Raw genomic sequence first — 17,675 nt, 5'->3', positions numbered from 1 at the left:
GCGTATGGGTCGGGTGGTGCGGCATGCCCGGACCCGGCGGGTGGTGCCGGTGGTGCGGCAATGTGAAGCGCGATGTCCCGCCGGAATGTGAAGCGCATTGCCGCACCGGGAGTGAAGCGCGATGCCCCGCCGGAATGTGAAGCGCATTGCCGCACCGGGAGTGAAGCGCGATGCCCCGCCGGGACGAGAGCTCAGTAGGTCCGTCCGTGCCGGTCGCGCGCCTTCAGCCGTACCGTCGGAAGCTCGGGAGCCGGTAGCGGATCGGCCGCGCAACCGCCCACGAAGCCGAAGCGTTCGGCGCCGAGGCCGGCCATCCACTGGTCGCGGGCCCGGACGATGTCGTCGTGGTCGCGGCCGACGAAATTCCACCACATGACCAGCGGCTCCTCGAACGGTTCGCCACCGAGCAGGAACAGCCGCGCCGGCCCGTCGACCGCGAGATCCAGCGACGTACGCCCGGCGCCCAGGTAGAGCAGCGACCCGGGCGACAGCACGGTCCCGTCGACGGTGGCGGTCCCGGACATCACCACCACCCCGTGCTCGTAGGACGGCGCCAGCGTGACGGTGTGCGCGGCCGCCGCGGTGTGGTCGATCTCGGCTCCGACGAGCGGTGAGTGCACACCGGCGGGGGAGCGCAGGTCGCCGAGCCGTCCGGTGACGACGGTGACGGTGACCGGCCCGTCGGTGTGGGCGGGCAGGTCCTCGTGGTGTTCGAAGCGGGCGGCCCCGTGCCGGGCGTGTTCCGGCAGGGCCAGCCACAGTTGCAGTCCGTGCATGCCGTCGGGATGGCCGGGCGGCGTGTATTCGGAGTGGGCGATGCCGTGCCCGGAGGTCATCAGGTTGAGCTGCCCGGGCGCGATGTACTGGTGGCTGCCCAGGCTGTCGCGGTGTTCGATGAGGCCTTCGACGAGCCAGGTGACGGTCTGCAGGCCGGTGTGCGGGTGCGGCGGGACCTGCATGCCGGGGCGGCCGCGGACGTCGTCGGGCCCGAAGTGGTCGACGAAGCACCAGGCGCCGATCATCCGCCGTTCCCGGTGCGGGAGCAGGCGGCGGACCGTCGTGTACCGCCCGAGCGGCACGTCGTGGCCGGGCAGCAGGACGCTGTCCGGTTCTCCGACCGGGGTGGGTTCCGCGGAGTACAGCGAGGCGCTCATGCCCTACGAGGGTAGTAGCGACGCCGACCCCAGAATCCGGGTGATCTTGACTTCGATGACGACGCGGGACGGGTTGGGACGGGGCGCCCGGTAGCGGCCCGCGTACCACTGTTCGGCCTCGGCGACGGCGGCCGGCTCGTCGCGGATCACGGCGAGCCCTTCGACCGTGCTCCAGCGGCGGCCGTCGACCTGGCAGATCGCCACCTGCCGCTGTCCACGCCGGACGTGGCGGACCTTGGCGGAGCCGCCGGAGGAGATCACCCGGGCGATGCCGGCGACCGGGTCGAGGGTGGCGCCGACCGCGACGACGTGCGGTGAGCCGTCGGCGCGCAGTGTGGTGAGGGTGCACAGGTGCCGCTCGGCCCAGAATTCGGCGAGGGCGGGGGAGTCGATCGGGATCACGCCGCTCATGGCGACGCCTCCGCTTCGCTCCGGCGTCGCCTTGAGTTCAAGACTGAGCCCGATGATTCGCTCGCAAGCTCGCTCATGCCGTACCTCCGGGTCGGGTTCTGATGGTCACGCCGGCTCCGCCGGCAATCGGCCGCGGCGGACCGCGGTGACCAGGGCCGCGTGGTCGCTTTCGACCTGATCGGCGTACGCCTTCGCGAACCGGCCGAGCGATTCGTCGAGTTTGTCGCCGCCGCCCACGTAACCGGCGATGATGGACGCCCCGCTGGTGCGGGCGTGCGACTTGGCGAGCAGCGAGCCGCAGATTCCGGCGTAGTCGGCGAGCGCTCCGGCGTTGATGTCCTCGATGAGGATGGCGCCTTTCATGTCCCGGAACTGGCGCACGTAGTACTGGTGTTCACCGACGGTGGTCCAGCCGAGCAGCGGGTCGCTGACGGTCTGCAGCGCCTGCTGGTACTCGACGACCCGCTGGCCCTGATGCCGGTGCCAGGCGAGGTCGCCGTGCTGGTGTTTCGCGACGACCGACCGGCGGGCTTGTTTGAGCTGCAGGAACACCACGTCGTCGCTGCTGCTGCCTTCGCACAGGGCGACGTACGCCCGCAGCCCCACCGATCCGACGCCGACGACCTTGTGTGCGATGTCGACGATCCGGTAGCCGCCGAGGATCCGCGCCCAGTGGGGTTTGAGGGTGTTGAGGTATCCGTCGAGCGCTTCGGCGAGCTGTTCGTGTTCGTCCGGCGGCAGTCGGGTGATCAGCGGTGGCTCCTCGACGAGCCGGGCGGTGCCGTCGTGCCGTTCGGTGAAGCGGGGCAGCGCCCGGTCGCTGGTGCGCCGCCGGGCTCGCCGGGCGGCCCGCTCGATCTCGTCGCGGAAGCTGGCGCGGCTGGTGTGCGAGCGCATCCCGTCGACGTCGAGCTGGTCGAACGAGCGGGCCAGCAGCGGCTGGTCGGCGAGGAAGCCGATCTGGACCCGGTACTGCTCGACGCAGTGCCGCACGGCGTCCGAGCAGGCGCTCTCCCGGAAGCCGTTGACCCGGCCGGCGACGTGCACGCTGACCGCGAGGCGGCGCAGGTCCCACTCCCACGGGCCGGTGTGCGCCTCGTCGAAGTCGTTGAGGTCGAAGACCAGCTCCCGCTCCGGCGAGGCGTAGAAGCCGAAGTTGCCGAGGTGCGCGTCTCCGCAGATGACCGGGCTGATGCCGGTCGCGGGGAGGCCGGCGAAGTCGTCGGCCATCAGGCCGGCGGTGCCGCGCAGGAAGGTGTACGGGGAGACGATCATGCGCCCGATCCGGACCGGTACGAGGTGGTCGAGCCGCCCTTTGTGGGAGGCGACCACCTGGCGTACCGGGTCGGGGCGCCGGTCGGGGGCGTTCCAGTGCGCCATGTCCGAGCGTGGGGAGCGCTCGCGCAGGCGCCGGCCCGTCTCGTAGCGTTCGGCACGTGGGGCGGCAGCCCGGCGTAAGGAGGTGAATCCCTCGTCCGCTAGGCTGCCGAGCACACCCGGCCCGTTGATCGTCACCGCTGGTTCCATCGCTGCCGAGCGTACGTGCCGGCAGAGATCGTCCGCTCGGGGCTCGTGAAAAGCGGATGTTATCGATAACATTTCTCCGGCGCGGGCCGGTGGCGGTTCGGCGTTAAGCTCCATCAGAACCGGACCGGACGAGGTGCGCAAGTGGACAAGGCTAGCCGTAGCCCGGCGATGACGGATGTGGCCCGGTTGGCCGGCGTGTCCCATCAGACCGTCTCACGCGTCCTCAACGATCATCCCAATGTCAAGGAGCAGACCCGGATCCGGGTCCGCGCCGCCATCGCCGAGCTCGGCTACCGGCCCAACCGGGCGGCCCGCGCGCTGGTCACCGGCCGCTCGCAGCTGATCGGCGTGGTCGCCCGCAACAGCACGCTGTACGGCCCGGCCTCCATGCTGACCGAGTTCGAGCAGGCCGCCGCGGACGCCGGTTTCGCGGTCAGCGTGGGCAGCGTCCGGGAGCTGGACCGCTCGTCGATCTCCGCCGTGGTGGACCGGCATCTCGATCAGCGGGTGGCGGGTCTCGTGGTGATCGCGAACGTGGCGTCGGCCGCCGAGGCGCTGGCCGAGATCCCCGGCGACGTGCCGGTGGTGTTCATCGACGGCGACCCGGCCAGCGGCCGTCCCCTGGTCACCGTCGATCAGGTGGCCGGGGCCCGGGCGGCGACCCGGCACCTGCTGGACGCCGGTCACGAGACGGTGTGGCACGTGTCCGGCCCGACCGACTGGTTCGATTCGGCCGGCCGCATCCAGGGGTGGAAGCAGACGCTGCAGGAGGCCGGCGCCGAGGTGCCGCCGCTGCTGTCGGCCGACTGGTCCGCCGCCGAGGGGTACCGGACCGGTCAGATGCTGGCCCGGATGCCCGAGGTCACGGCGATCTTCACGGCGAACGATCACCTGGCCCTCGGCATCCTGCGGGCGTTGCACGAGCGGGGCCGCCGGGTGCCGCACGACGTCAGCATCGTCGGTTTCGACGACGTGCCCGAGGCGGCCTACTTCATCCCGCCGCTGACCACCGTCCGGCAGGCCTTCGGTGACGTGGCGCGGGCCGCGCTGAGCCTGCTCCTGGGCCAGATGCGCGACGATCCCGGCACCGCCGACCAGATCGTCGTGCCGCCGCAGCTGATCGTCCGGGAAAGCGTGGCGCGCCCGGCGTGAGGGTCGTCCGGCCCGTGTTCCGGGCCGGTGCGCGAATCGGTTAATCAGCCGTTACCGCGTTGTTGCCGACGGCCGTTGACACGAGTTTTGTTAGCGATAACACTTGGGACCTCCCGTCGGGGTGTGGCCGCCGCCACCGCCGCGGCCGCCCATCGGAGGTACGTCCCTTGTCAGCTGATCATGCAGAGCGTGCTGTATCGCCCACTCTCGGTGACGATACTCCGCCCTGGGGCCCGCTAGTCGCCGGTAAGATCATTGAGGCGTTCAGCGTGCGGCGACTCCTGTGCGACAAATTCTCAGCGTGATCGCGTGTCGCAGGCCCGGGGGCCCGCTGAATTTCGAGAGAACCGAGGAAACACGATGAACCCGCAGATCTGGTTTCTGACCGGTAGCCAGCATCTCTACGGCCCGGAAACCCTTCAGCAGGTCGCCGACCAGTCCGCTGAGATCCAGCGGACCCTGGCCGCCGCCGGCGTCGGCGCCGAGATCGTCGGCAAGCCCGTGCTCACCGACTCGGGCGCCATCAAGCAGGTCATGCTCGAGGCGAACGCGGACCGCGACTGCATCGGCATCATCGCCTGGATGCACACGTTCTCCCCGGCCAAGATGTGGATCGGTGGCCTGGACGCGCTGCGCAAGCCGCTGCTGCACCTGCACACCCAGCACAACGCGTCGCTGCCGTGGTCGACCATCGACATGGACTTCATGAACCTCAACCAGGCCGCCCACGGCGACCGGGAGTTCGGGTTCATCCAGGCCCGCCTCGGTGTGCCGCGCAAGGTGGTCGCCGGGCACGTCTCCGACCCGGCCGTCGTGAAGCGCGTCGGCGCCTGGGCCCGCGCCGCCACCGGCCTGCAGCATCTGCGCGGCCTGCGGCTGGCCCGCTTCGGCGACAACATGCGCGACGTCGCGGTCACCGAGGGCGACAAGGTCGAGGCCGAGCTGCGTTTCGGCGTCTCCGTCAACACGTACGGCGTGAACGATCTGGTCGCCGTCGTCGACCAGATCTCGGACACCGAGATCGACAAGCTGCTCGCCGAGTACCGCGACGTCTTCGAGATCGCGCCCGAGCTGCTCGGTGAGCGCCTGGAGTCGTTCCGCTACGCCGCCCGCATCGAGGCCGGCCTGCGGCAGTTCCTGACCGAGGGCGGCTTCGGCGCCTTCACCACCAACTTCGAGGACCTCGGCGGTCTGCGCCAGCTTCCCGGACTCGCGGTGCAGCGGTTGATGGCGGACGGCTACGGCTTCGGCGGGGAGGGCGACTGGAAGACGTCGGTACTCGTCGCCACCGTGAAGGCGATGGGTTCCGGAACCGGACTTGGTACCTCATTCATGGAGGATTACACCTACCACTTCGGTCCGGGTGAGCCTAAGATCCTCGGCGCGCACATGCTCGAGGTCTGCCCGTCCATCGCGTCGGCCAAGCCGCGTGCCGAGATCCACCCGCTGGGGATCGGTGGCCGGGAGGACCCCGTGCGCCTGGTCTTCGACGCGGCCCCCGGCCCGGCGGTGGTCATGGGCATGGCCGACATGGGAGACCGGTTCCGCCTGGTCGCCAACGAGATCGAGGTGATTCCGCCGGACGAGCCGCTGCCCAACCTGCCCGTGGCCCGAGCGGTCTGGAAGCCGGCCCCCTCGCTGTCCACCTCCGCCGAGTGCTGGATCATGGCCGGCGGCCCGCACCACACGGTGCTGACGCAGGCGGTCGGCGCAGAAACCTTGCGTGACTTCGCCGAAATGGCTCAGACCGAGCTTCTTCTGATCGATGAGCGCACCACACCGGCCGATTTCTCCGACCGGGTGCGCTGGAACCAGGCGTACCACCGCCTGGCTCGCCCCCTGTAACACCGTTTCTCAAAGAGGAGAGTTCCACCGTGAAATTCACCCGGATCGCGGCTGTTCTCACCGCCGCCGCGCTGACCGCCACCATGGCGGCCTGCGGTGACGCTGAGAAGACCGTCGACAAGGAAGCAACCAGCGGCGACAACTCCGGCGCCCTGATCGGTATCACCATGCCGACCCGTTCGTCGGAGCGCTGGATCCACGACGGCGACAACCTCAAGTCGCAGCTCGAGGGTCTCGGCTACAAGGTCGACCTGCAGTACGCCGAGGACCAGATCCCGACCCAGACCCAGCAGCTCGACAGCCAGATCACCAAGGGCGCCAAGCTGCTGATCATCGCGTCAATCGACGGCGAGGCGATCTCCAGCCAGCTGGAGAACGCCGCCCAGGCGGGCATCAAGGTCATCGCGTACGACCGCCTCATCCGCAAGAGCCCGAACGTGGACTACTACGCCACGTTCGACAACTTCAAGGTCGGCGTCCAGCAGGCCACCTCGCTGCTGACCGGCCTCGGCGTCCTCAAGGCGGACGGCAGCAAGGGCGACAAGAAGGGCCCGCTCAACATCGAGCTCTTCGCCGGCTCGCCCGACGACAACAACGCGACGTTCTTCTTCGAGGGCGCCAAGAGCATCCTCGACCCGTACATCACCGACGGCACCCTCGTCGTCAAGTCGGGCCAGAAGGACTTCGAGACCGTCGCGACCCTGCGCTGGGACCCGGAGACCGCTCAGAAGCGCATGGAGAACCTCCTCACCTCCACCTACAAGGGTGGCGTGAAGGTCGACGGCGTGCTCTCGCCCTACGACGGCATCTCGATCGGTATCCTGTCGGCCCTCAAGTCGGCCGGCTACGGCACCTCCGCCCAGCCGTACCCGATCGTGACCGGCCAGGACGCGGAGATCGCCTCGGTCAAGTCGATCATCGCGGGTGAGCAGTACTCCACCATCTACAAGGACACCCGCAAGCTGGCGGAGACCACCGGCAAGATGGCGGACGCGGTGCTCAAGGGCCAGACCCCGGAGACCAACAACACCAAGGACTACAACAACGGTGTGAAGGTCGTCCCGTCGATGCTGCTCGACTCGCTGATCGTCACCAAGGACAACTACCAGAAGGAACTGGTCGACACCGGCTACTACAAGGCCGACCAGCTGAAGTGACCCGGGCTCCGCGCTCCGCCCGACCCCAACGGGCGGGGCGCGGCCACCCTCGCGGCCCAATAGGAGGGTCCCCATGACCGACACGATCCTGCGGATGAGCGGCATCACCAAGACGTTCCCGGGCGTCAAGGCGCTGCAGGATGTCAACCTGGAAGTACGCAGGGGAGAGATCCACTCCATCTGCGGGGAGAACGGGGCCGGCAAGTCGACCCTGATGAAGGTGCTGTCCGGCGTCTATCCGCACGGCACTTACGAGGGCGACATCGATTTCGAGGGCGAGCCCTGCCGGTTCTCCGGAATCCGCGACAGCGAGCATCGCGGCATCGTCATCATCCACCAGGAACTCGCGCTCGCGTCGAATCTTTCCATCGCCGAGAACATTTTTCTCGGCAACGAGCAAGCCAAGAACGGCTGGATCGACTGGAACCGGACCAACGCGGCAGCCGACGAGCTGTTGCGCCGGGTCGGGCTCACCGAGACCGCGGTCACGCCGGTCATTCAGCTCGGTGTCGGCAAGCAGCAGCTCGTGGAGATCGCCAAGGCGCTGTCCAAGGAGGTCCGGCTGCTGATCCTCGACGAGCCCACCGCGGCGCTCAACGACGAGGACTCGGCGCACCTGCTCGACCTGCTGCGCGGACTGCGTGACGAGGGCATCACCTGCGTGATCATCTCGCACAAGCTCAACGAGGTGATGGGCATCTCGGACCGGGTCACCATCCTGCGGGACGGCAAGACCATCTGGACCGACGAGACCGCGAACCTCTCCGAGGAGAAGATCATCGCGGGCATGGTGGGCCGCGACATGGAGCACCGGTACCCGGAGCACGAGCCGAAGATCGGCGCGGAATCGCTGCGGATCGAGGACTGGACCGTCTACAGTCCCACCCAGCCCGACCGGGCCCTGGTCCGCAACGCCAACCTGACACTGCGCCGCGGCGAGATCGTCGGCCTGGCCGGCCTGATGGGCGCCGGCCGCACCGAGCTGGCGATGAGCGTCTTCGGCCGCTCCTACGGCGTCAACATCTCCGGCCGCCTGATCAAGGACGGCAAGGAGATCCAGGCCCGTACCGTGCGGGAGGCGATCGACCACGGCCTCGCGTACGCCACCGAGGACCGCAAGCGCTACGGCCTGAACCTGATCGAGGACATCAAGCGCAACATCTCCGCCGCCGCACTCGGCAAGCTCGCCAAGGGCGGCTGGGTCGACGGCAACGAGGAGTACAAGGTCGCCGACGAGTACCGCGCCAGCATGAACATCAAGGCGCCGAGCGTCGAGGCGATCACCGGCAAGCTCTCCGGCGGCAACCAGCAGAAGGTCGTGCTCTCCAAGTGGATCCTCACGGATCCGGACGTGCTGATCCTCGACGAGCCGACCCGTGGCATCGACGTCGGCGCCAAGTACGAGATCTACACGATCATCAACCGGCTCGCCGACGAGGGGAAGGCCATCCTGGTCATCTCGTCCGAGCTGCCCGAGCTGCTCGGGATCTGTGACCGCATCTACACCCTCTCGGCCGGCCGGATCACCGGCGAGGTGCCGCGCGCCGAGGCCACGCAGGAGAGCCTGATGACCCTGATGACCAAGGAAGTACAGGAGGTGGCGCCGTGACCGCCGCACCCACCAGCACCGGCGTGCAGCCCGGCAAGGGACCCGCACTCCAGCGCCAGGCGCCCCGCAAGGTCAACTTCGACCTGAAGCAGAGCGGCATCTACATCGCGCTCGCGCTGATCGTGGTGCTGTTCACCGTGCTGACCGGCGGCGACCTGCTGGCGCCGCAGAACCTCAGCAACATCATCGTGCAGTACTCGTACATCCTGGTGCTCGCGATCGGCATGGTGCTGATCATCATCGCCGGTCACATCGACCTGTCGGTCGGTTCGGTGGTGGCCGCCGCCGGCGCGTTCGCCGCGGTGATGATGGTGGAATGGGATATTCCCTGGCCGTTCGCCATCCTGGCGACGCTGATCTTCGGCGCGCTCATCGGCGCCTGGCAGGGCTACTGGGTGGCGTACTTCGGCATCCCCGCCTTCATCGTCACGCTCGCCGGGATGCTGCTGTTCCGGGCCGTCACCTACATGATCCTCGGGAACAAGGGCATCGGCCCGTTCCCGGAGGAGGTCCGGAGCGCGGCCAACGGCTTCATCCCCGGATTCCTCAACAACATCGCGCTCGGCCCACTGGGCGGCGCCGACCTGTTCAGCATCATCGTCGGCGTGGCCGTGGTGGCCGGCATGGCGTTCGTGCAGTACCGGGCACGCGCCGGCCGGATCCGCTACAACCAGGTCGTCGACCCGATGTGGCTGTTCTCCCTCAAGGTCGTCGTCCCGGCCGCGCTGGTGATGTTCGTGGTCATCCAGCTGGCCCGGTTCCGCAACCTGCCGTGGGTGCTGGTGCTGCTGGCACTGCTGGTGGTCGGCTACACCCTGGTCACCAACCGCGCCGTCTTCGGCCGCCAGATCTACGCCGTCGGCGGCAACCTGCAGGCCGCGACGCTCTCCGGCGTCAAGGTCAAGTCGGTGGTGTTCTGGCTGTTCGTCAACATGGGCGTGCTGTCCGCGGTGGCCGGCCTGATCTTCGCGGGCCGTCTCAACCTGGCCGGCCCGACCGCCGGTAACAGCTTCGAGCTGGACGCCATCGCGGCCGCGTTCATCGGCGGCGCCGCGGTCCAGGGCGGCGTCGGCAAGGTGGTCGGCGCCATCACCGGCGGCCTGATCATGGGTGTCATCAACAACGGCATGGGCCTGCTCGGCGCACAGACCGAGACGGTCATGCTGGTCAAGGGCGCGGTGCTGCTGCTCGCGGTGGCCTTCGACGTCTGGTCGAAGCGCCGCACGGCAGGCGCCCGCTGAGTTGGATACACGCCGTCCCGGTGCAGGGCCTTGAACCGGGACGGCACAGAGGCCGGCGCTTCCTGGGAGAAGCGCCGGCCTCCTCTCATGCCGCCACCGCGAGGCCGAACGACGACGGCTCGACGCCGGGGAACACCTTGTCCAGCGCGCCCACCCCGCACCGTTTCCGCAGCACCTCGCCGATCACCGCGCGATAGTCGGTGACCGCCCTCAAATCGCCGGACACCAGCGCCGCCGGGGCCAGGCCGGGCCACGTGCCGTACACCTTGCCGCCCCGGATGCCACCGCCCAGCAGCATCATGGCGTTGCCGTGGCCGTGGTCCACGCCGCGCGAGCCGTTCTCCTCGACCCGGCGCCCGAACTCACTGATCGTCAGCACCGTCACCTTCTTCATGGCGGTCTCGCCCAGGTCGGTGACGAACGCGGCCACCGCGGAGGCGAGGCCGGCCAGGTTGTCGTACATCCGCTGGCCCTTGACGGCCGGGCCCAGCCCCTCGTGCATGTCCCAGTCGCCGCAGTCGACGGTGGCCGTGACCAGGCCCTTCTTCGCCTTGATCAGGCGGGCCACGTCACGCAGCGCGGCACCGGTGTCGGTGGCGGGGTAACTCGCCCCGTTCGCCGGGGCGCCGGCGGCGCTCCTCACCGACGTGGTGGCGGCCAGCGCCCGGTCGGCGGCCCGCGCGGCGCCCGCCATCAGCGGCGGGGCGTCGGCGTACATCGCCCGCAGCGCGGCCGCCATCGGCTTCCTGCCCTCGGCCGCCAGCGTGAAATCGTCGACACCCTTCATCGACACGTCGGCCGACGGGCCGGCGAACAGCCGGGCCGGCATCGACCCACCCATCGACACCGCGGCCAGCGGGCCGGCCGCGCCGGTCAGCCCCAGCATCCGGTCCAGCCACCCGGTACGGATCGAGGTGCCGGGGGCGGCGTTCTCCATCGCCTCCATGGCGGCGAAGTGCGACCGGGTCGGGTTCGGCTGCCCGACCGCGTGCACCGCGGCCAGCCTCCCCGCCTTCCACTGCGGCAACAGCGGGGCCAGCGCCGGATGCAGCCCGAACATGCCGTCCCCGGCGATCACCTTCGCCTTGGGTACGGCGATGCCCGGCCGTGCCTTGTAGTACTCCGCATCCCCGATCGGTGCGAACGCGGACAGCCCGTCGAAACCGCCGCGCAGCGAGATCACCACCAGGGTGTCGCCGGTGTACGCCCCCGCCGCGAACGCCAGGCTGGTGCTCAGCGCCTCCCCGGCCAGACCGGTCAGCGCGGCGCCCGCGCCCACGGCCAGCCCCCGGCCGAGCAGCCCCCGGCGGGACAGGTTCAGCTTCTCGTTCTCGTCACAGCACAACGTCGCGGTGGCCGGCGCCTGAGGTGCCATGCCGTCGCGGCCCTCACCCCCAGCCCGGTCGGAAGGTTCCCGGCGTTGCCGTTCGGTGCGGGCAGTCGACACGGAGGATCACCTCAGCTGGAAGGACGGCGAGTCAAGGACCAGAGCGATCAGGTACGGCGCGGCACCGGCGAGCGACCTGTCCTTGGCGGTCAGGGGACTGGTCGGCACTTTGCCCGCGACACTGAGCACGGCGGCGGTGTGCGCGGCCGGCAACCGGGCCCCGACGATCCGGGTGGCGATCGCGTCGACGAGCGCACCCCAGGTGCCCGGCAGGACCGGCACCAGCGACCTCAGCAGGTCCGCGGGACGGGACAGCTGCCTGGGGTACCAGCCGGCGGCCAGGTTCAGGTGCAGGTTGCATCGCAGCAGGAACGCGGCCGGCGACGCCCACGCGGCGGCCACGTCCGGGAACCCGTTCGGCGGGCTCCACCGGAACGGCGCGTTCCCGGCCGACACCAGGGTGTTGTAGAGCGCGTCGAGCGACTTCACCCCGGAGGCGTCCGGGCCCAGCCCCAGCACCCGCACCGAGGCCACGGCGTCCTCGAACGGGGTCCGCGTCTTCTGCCCGACCGACGCCGCGAACTCGGCGGAGGTGAACAGCGCCCGCAGCACCGGGACGATCGCCGTGTCGTTGTCCAGATACACCTCGGCCAGCTCGGCGACCAGCGAGGCCGGGGCCTCGTCGGCGACGAACCGGACACACAGCTTGCGGGCGATCCGCTCGGCGGTGGCCCGGTGCCGCGCCAGGTGATCGATGAAGGCCAGAGCCGCCGCCTCGCCGTGGGCAGCCTTGTTGGCGTGCTTGAAGCCGAGGATCTCGACGGCGCCGGTGGCGTGCCGGGAGGCGTCGTAGACGTACCCGCCGGAAGACCCGACCGTCATGCCGGTCAGCAGCCGGGCGGCGGCCGGCACGTCGGCCTCCCGGTGGACCAGGCCCACCGTGTGCAACTCCATCAGCTCACGGGCGTAGTTCTCGTTCGGATGCGCCTTGGTCGACGACCGCTGGTCCAGATAGGTCAGCATGGCCGGATGCCTGGCGCCGGCCTTGAGCATGTCGGCGAACCTGCCGAACGCGTGCCTGCGGATGACCACCCGGTCGTACTCGGCGCGGGTGTCCCAGACGCCACTGGACGGGGCAGCGATGTGCAGATGGTTCGACCAGAACGCGACGACCTGCTCGAACAACTGCCGGTTGCTCCACGCGGCCCGGGCGATGGCGGCCCGGCCCAGCTGGCCGAACGCCTCGTACGAGTGCTTGGCGAGCCCGGCACGGACCGCGGCCGCGTCCGCGCCGGCCAGCGGAAGCCGCGCCAGGACCGCGTCGCACTTCTTGTCGTCGATCCGCGCCGGATCGAGCTGGCGGTCCAGCCAGCCCTTCACCCCCAGCCTCCGCGCCTCGGCCAGCGACTCCGGCGTGGGGCCGAAGGTGGCCCGGCGCAGCAGGTGGGCGATCGGGTCGCTGCCCAGCGTCCCGGCCAGAGCGGGCGCGGCCGCGACGGCGGCCGTGGCCCCGGTGGCGGTCAGGGCGGCGACCGCGACGGAACCGGCGAGCACCGCACGGCGGGTCGGCTTGGCCATGCCCTCCCGGCCCTCGCCGGTGTGGCCGTTGTCCGGTCCAGCTGAGTGCCGCTCGGTGCGGTCGGTCATGGCTGGGCCGGCTTTCGGCATGCCCTCCCGGCCCTCGCCGGTGTGGCCGTTGTCCGGTCCAGCTGAGTGCCGCTCGGTGCAGTCGGTCATGCCAGGCGGTTCGGCCTGGGCGGCGGGCCGAGTCGCCGTTGCAACCGTGACTAACGGACCCGCAATCCGCGCGCACCCGTGTCCGGAGAGCCCGCGCTGTCCTAGGCTCATGGCCGTGGATCAGGCTGAAGCGGTACGCACCCCGTCCTCCTGGGTCGTCGTCGGATTGGACAACGGCGGCACCTGCAACAACGCCACCGTGCTCGACGCCACGGGGCAATACCTCGTCGACCACCTGGTGGAGAATCCGAGCCGGGTGCTCGACGGCCCGGAGTCGGCCGTCGAGGCGCTCGCCGACGCGTTCACCGGGATCCTGGAGCTGACCAGGACACCGCTGTCGCTGGTCCGCGCGGTCGGCCTGGACACTCCTGGCCCGGCCAGCGCCAACGGCGTGATCTCGTCGAAGGGCGCCACCAACTTCAACCAGGTGTCCTGGCACGGGTTCGACATCCGGGGCGCCCTGGAGAACCGGCTCGGGCTGCCGGTGGTCTACAACAACGACGGCAACGCGGCCGCCCTCTACGCCCACCACCAGCATTTCGGCGCCGCCGCGCGGGAGAACTCGTCGGTCTCGGCGATCGTCGGCACCGGGCTGGGTGGCGGTGTGGTCGAGGCCGGCACGGTGATCCGCGGTGTCGCCGGGATGGCCGGCGAGCTCGGTCACGTGCAGATCCCGCTGCACGGTGTGCTGGAGGACGGGCAGCCGGTCCCGCAGTGCAACTGCGGTTTCGCCGGGGACGTGGAGAGCGTCGCCTCGCTCACCGGCATCCGGAACAACCTGCTGCCGTACTGGCTGACCCGGTTCCCGGACCACCCGCTGGCGGGCGAGCCGATCGGCGCCGCTGCCAAAGCCCTTCGAGGGTACGCGGAGAAGGACGACTCGATGGCGCTAGCCGTGTTCGAACAGCAGGCCAAGGCGATCGGCAAACTGTTCACCATCGCGGCGAACTTCACCGACCCGTCCGCCTACTTCCTCGGCGGCGGCGTGGTGGAGGCGGCGCCGCACTTCCGGCAGTGGTTCCTCAACACCGTGCGGGAGAACACCGACCTGCGCGACGAGCAGAAGGCGGTGGCCGCCTTCGCCCTGGTCCCGGACCGGGACATGGCCGGGGCCCGGGGCGCCGCGGTGGCCGCCCTCAACACGGTCGCGCCGGTCTGAGCGGGTTCAGTCCTCCTTCAGCGCGGCGGTGACGTCCGGGTACATCGGCAGGTAGTCGCTGAGCCCGAGGGTGTCGAAGAGCCGGCGGAGGAAACCGGACGGGGCGGCGAGACGGACCCAGCCGCCTCGTTCGACGGCCCGCCCGTGCGCGGTGACCAGGACGCCCACGCCCATCGAGTCGCAGAAGTCGAGGCCGGACACGTCCACGACGACCCGTGGGGCGGGACGCTCGACGAGGCGGCTCAGATTCGCCTTGAGGGCCGGGGCGGTGTCGATGTCGAGCGATCCGCGCAGAACCAGCACGGCCGTGTTCGGTGGGTGGTGCGCGACCGAGACCTGCATATGCGTCTGTCTTCCGGTAGGGCAGGAGGATCATTCAGAACGGTGGAGGCCAGGGCGCTGAGCTGCGGCCCGTGCAACTCGATGTGGGTTCTGAATGACCCTCCTTGGGGCGGGCTCAGTGATCGAGGATGATGACCACCCTATGCGAGCCCGCCGTCACCCGCAGGTTCCTCCGGTCAGGCGGCGTTTCGCCACTTCCGCCCGTTGCGGCCGATCAGCCGGTCCGCGTCGGTGGGACCCCAGGACGCCGCCTCGTACGTCGGGATCGGCGAGCCGTCGTTCGCCCAGTGCTCGATGATCGGGTCGACGATCCGCCAGCACTGCTGCACCTCGTCACTGCGGATGAACAGTGACGCGTCACCGATCAGCGCGTCCAGGAGCAGCCGCTCGTACGCCTCCGGCGACTCCTCGACGAACGTCTGGTCGTACGAGAACTCCATGCTCGCCGTGCGGACCCGGAAGGTGTGGCCCGGCACCTTGGCGCCGAAGCGCAGCGAGATGCCCTCGTTGGGCTGGATGCGCAGGATCAGCGCGTCGGCTTCGAGGCCGGTGAGCTGGTCGTCCGGGATCGGCAGGTGCGGCGGCCGCTGGAACTGCAGCGCCACCTCGGTGAGCCGGGCCGGCAAGCGCTTGCCGGTGCGCACGTAGAACGGCACCCCCGCCCAGCGCCAGTTGTCCACGTTCAGGCGCATCGCCGCATACGTCTCGGTACGCGACAGCGGGTCGACGCCGACCTCCTCCCGGTAGCCGGCCATCAGCTCCTCGCGGGTGCCGCCCCGGGTGTACTGACCGCGGACGGCGGCGTCGGCGATGTCCCGGTCGGTGGGCAGCCGGATCGCCTGGAGCAGCTTCACCTTCTCGTTGCGCAGGTTCTCGCCCTCGAACGACACGGGCGGCTCCATCAGCGCGAGCGCGAGGACCTGGAGCACGTGGTTCTGCACGATGTCGCGCATCGCGCCGGCGTGCTCGTAGAAGCCGCCACGGGTGCCGACACCCAGCGTCTCGGCCACCGTGATCTGCACGTGGTCGACCCAGGACCGGTCCCAGATGGGCTGGAAGATCGAGTTGGCGAAGCGCAGCGCCAGCACGTTCTGGACGGTGTCCTTGCCCAGGTAGTGGTCGATGCGGAAGACCTGGTGCTCCTCGAACGCGCTGTGCACCACGCCGTCCAGCCCCCGGGCGGTGGTCAGGTCCCGCCCATACGGCTTCTCGATGACCAGACGGGAGAACGAGCCCTCGCGCGGGTGGTTGAGCCCGGCGCCGGCCAGCCCGTTGATCACCGGCTCGAATGCGCCCGCCGGGGTGGACAGGTAGAACAGCCGGTTGCCGGAGGTGCCGCGGGCCGCGTCCAGCTCGTCGAGGGTCTCGGCGAGGCGCTTGTAGGTCTCCGGGTCGTCGTAGCCGCCCGCCACGTAGCGCACGCCGCCGGCCAGCTGGCGCTTCTCGGACAGGCTGCGGCCGCCCAGCGCGCTCTCCGCGAACTGCTCGTCGCTCATCGGCGTCCGCGCGACGCCGACGAGGGCGAACTGGTCGGGCAGACGGCCGTGGCGGGCCAGGTTGCCGACCGCCGGGAGCAGCTTGCGGCGGGTCAGGTCACCGGAGGCGCCGAAGATCACCAGCGTGGCTGGCGGCGCGCTGCGCTCCTGGATGAGCTGGGGTGCTTGGTCCATCTTCTGAGAGTCCTCCGACCGGGTCGTAACCGTCCGTTTGAACCTTACGGGCGGGGGCCCTTCAAGGGTTCACCCGCTTCCTGGAAAGCGGGACAACGTGGCGGTGAACACGTCCGTCCGTCGATGCGGTCGGGCGATAACGAAAAAAGTGGCAAACTGGTCCCAAAGGTCTGGCAAGCGAGGGGGACCCTGTGAAGTACCGGCTGGTGACCAGAAGCGACTTCGACGGTCTCGTGTGCGCCGTGCTGCTACGCCATCTCGACATGATCGACGACATCCTGTTCGTGCATCCCAAGGACGTGCAGGACGGGGTCGTCGACATCACCGACCGGGACATCCTGACCAACCTGCCGTACGACTCCCGCGCCAGCATGGTCTTCGACCACCACCACTCCGAGACCCTCCGCAACACCGGCGAGCTGGGCAATCACGTGATCGACGCGGACGCGCCCTCGGCCGCCCGGGTGATCTACGAGCACTTCGGTGGCCGGGAGCGCTTCCCGAAGGTCTCCGACGAGCTGATGCTCGCCGTGGACCAGGCCGACTCGGCCGACTACTCGCTCACCGACGTCCTCAGCCCGACCGGCTGGACGCTGCTCAACTTCCTGATGGACAGCCGGACCGGCCTGGGCCGGTTCCGCAACTTCCGGATCTCCAACTACCAGCTGATGATGCAGCTCATCGACGCCTGCATCGAGCACAACGACGTGCACGAGATCCTCGCTCTGCCCGACGTGGTGGAGCGGGCCCAGCTCTTCCACGCCTGCACGGCCCGGTTCGTCGAACAGCTGCACCGGGTCTGCCGACAGGACGGCGACGTGGTCGTCGTCGATCTGCGCGACGAGGAGGTGATCGAGGCGGGCAACCGGTTCATGGTCTACGCGCTCTTCCCGGAGTCCCGGGTCTCGGTCCACATCATCTGGGGACGGCAGAAACTCAACACCGTCTTCGCCTGCGGCAAGTCGATCCTGGACCGCAGCTCGCCGGTGGACATCGGCGCCGTGATGCTGCGCTACGGCGGTGGCGGCCACCTCGCGGCCGGCACCTGCCAGGTCCCGCACGACGAGTCGGACCGGGTGGAACGGGAGATCATCGACGCGCTGCGCACCGAGCGGGTGGTGCCGGTCTGACCGTACGGGCGGGGCCCGCGAGGCCCCGCCCGTACAGCACGCGGATCACGGGCCTTGCCCGGGCCCCACCCGCCGGTCGTGGTTCCGCGCCCCACGCGCTGGCCACGACATCCTCACGCCCACCCGCGTGAGGTGAGGGCCGTCCACGGCCTGC

The 17,675-nt window shown here is 69.8% G+C and carries 14 protein-coding genes; 7 read left to right on the top strand and 7 right to left on the bottom strand.

Going from position 1 to position 17,675, the window contains the following annotated elements:
• Nucleotides 1–191: 191 nt before the first annotated feature.
• The 3 genes from AB0I88_RS25260 to AB0I88_RS25250 form a co-directional block, all read right to left on the bottom strand.
• Nucleotides 192–1,154 (bottom strand): pirin family protein, encoded by a 963-nt coding sequence (locus AB0I88_RS25260; RefSeq protein ID WP_361029228.1) that lies wholly within the window; start codon nucleotides 1,152–1,154, stop codon nucleotides 192–194.
• A gap of 3 nt (nucleotides 1,155–1,157) precedes the next feature.
• A complete protein-coding gene (locus tag AB0I88_RS25255) occupies nucleotides 1,158–1,565 on the bottom strand; it encodes a PPOX class F420-dependent oxidoreductase (protein ID WP_361029225.1) in 408 nt (135 codons plus the stop codon).
• Nucleotides 1,566–1,670: 105 nt separating this feature from the next.
• Entirely contained in the window at nucleotides 1,671–3,092 is a 1,422-nt protein-coding gene (locus tag AB0I88_RS25250; protein ID WP_361029222.1) for a DUF2252 domain-containing protein, read from the bottom strand.
• Between the two features lie 168 nt (nucleotides 3,093–3,260).
• Here AB0I88_RS25250 and AB0I88_RS25245 point away from each other — a divergent pair, with 168 nt between their 5' ends.
• The 5 genes from AB0I88_RS25245 to mmsB all read left to right on the top strand — a co-directional run bounded on the left by AB0I88_RS25245 (nucleotide 3,261) and on the right by mmsB (nucleotide 10,096).
• Complete coding sequence (locus tag AB0I88_RS25245; RefSeq protein ID WP_361029252.1) at nucleotides 3,261–4,244, top strand: LacI family DNA-binding transcriptional regulator; 984 nt, start codon at nucleotides 3,261–3,263, stop codon at nucleotides 4,242–4,244.
• 360 nt (nucleotides 4,245–4,604) lie between these two features.
• Nucleotides 4,605–6,089, top strand: a complete 1,485-nt coding sequence (araA, locus tag AB0I88_RS25240) for an L-arabinose isomerase (RefSeq protein ID WP_361029219.1) — start codon at nucleotides 4,605–4,607, stop codon at nucleotides 6,087–6,089.
• Nucleotides 6,090–6,118: 29 nt separating this feature from the next.
• Complete coding sequence (chvE, locus tag AB0I88_RS25235; protein WP_361029216.1) at nucleotides 6,119–7,246, top strand: multiple monosaccharide ABC transporter substrate-binding protein; 1,128 nt, start codon at nucleotides 6,119–6,121, stop codon at nucleotides 7,244–7,246.
• 73 nt (nucleotides 7,247–7,319) lie between these two features.
• Entirely contained in the window at nucleotides 7,320–8,855 is a 1,536-nt protein-coding gene (mmsA, locus tag AB0I88_RS25230) for a multiple monosaccharide ABC transporter ATP-binding protein (protein WP_361029213.1), read from the top strand.
• Complete coding sequence (gene mmsB, locus AB0I88_RS25225) at nucleotides 8,852–10,096, top strand: multiple monosaccharide ABC transporter permease (protein WP_361029210.1); 1,245 nt, start codon at nucleotides 8,852–8,854, stop codon at nucleotides 10,094–10,096. The genes mmsA and mmsB overlap by 4 nt, the downstream gene beginning before the upstream one ends.
• 85 nt (nucleotides 10,097–10,181) lie before the next feature.
• On the opposite strand, the gene AB0I88_RS25220 is transcribed toward mmsB, so the two are convergent.
• Nucleotides 10,182–11,543, bottom strand: coding sequence for a DUF1501 domain-containing protein (locus AB0I88_RS25220; protein WP_361029207.1), 1,362 nt, complete (start codon nucleotides 11,541–11,543; stop codon nucleotides 10,182–10,184).
• A gap of 6 nt (nucleotides 11,544–11,549) precedes the next feature.
• The gene (locus AB0I88_RS25215) at nucleotides 11,550–13,220 is read right to left on the bottom strand and encodes a DUF1800 domain-containing protein (RefSeq protein ID WP_361029204.1); all 1,671 of its coding nucleotides are present in this window, start codon (nucleotides 13,218–13,220) and stop codon (nucleotides 11,550–11,552) included.
• A 115-nt stretch (nucleotides 13,221–13,335) separates the two neighbouring features.
• Here AB0I88_RS25215 and AB0I88_RS25210 point away from each other — a divergent pair, with 115 nt between their 5' ends.
• Nucleotides 13,336–14,379 (top strand): ROK family protein, encoded by a 1,044-nt coding sequence (locus AB0I88_RS25210; RefSeq protein WP_361029201.1) that lies wholly within the window; start codon nucleotides 13,336–13,338, stop codon nucleotides 14,377–14,379.
• Nucleotides 14,380–14,385: 6 nt separating this feature from the next.
• Here AB0I88_RS25210 and AB0I88_RS25205 read toward each other — a convergent pair whose 3' ends face one another.
• Together AB0I88_RS25205 and zwf are read right to left on the bottom strand one after the other, a co-directional pair.
• A complete protein-coding gene (locus AB0I88_RS25205) occupies nucleotides 14,386–14,721 on the bottom strand; it encodes an STAS domain-containing protein (protein WP_361029198.1) in 336 nt (111 codons plus the stop codon).
• A gap of 176 nt (nucleotides 14,722–14,897) precedes the next feature.
• The gene (zwf, locus tag AB0I88_RS25200; protein ID WP_361029195.1) at nucleotides 14,898–16,391 is read right to left on the bottom strand and encodes a glucose-6-phosphate dehydrogenase; all 1,494 of its coding nucleotides are present in this window, start codon (nucleotides 16,389–16,391) and stop codon (nucleotides 14,898–14,900) included.
• 206 nt (nucleotides 16,392–16,597) lie between these two features.
• On the opposite strand from zwf, the gene AB0I88_RS25195 reads away from it, so the two are divergent.
• Complete coding sequence (locus AB0I88_RS25195) at nucleotides 16,598–17,521, top strand: exopolyphosphatase (protein ID WP_361029192.1); 924 nt, start codon at nucleotides 16,598–16,600, stop codon at nucleotides 17,519–17,521.
• Nucleotides 17,522–17,675 lie beyond the last annotated feature (154 nt).

The organism is Actinoplanes sp. NPDC049802 (assembly GCF_040656595.1).
GTDB lineage: Bacteria > Actinomycetota > Actinomycetes > Mycobacteriales > Micromonosporaceae > Actinoplanes.
Note: the sequence above shows the minus strand (reverse complement) of the source record. Positions and strands in the feature narration are given on the sequence as shown.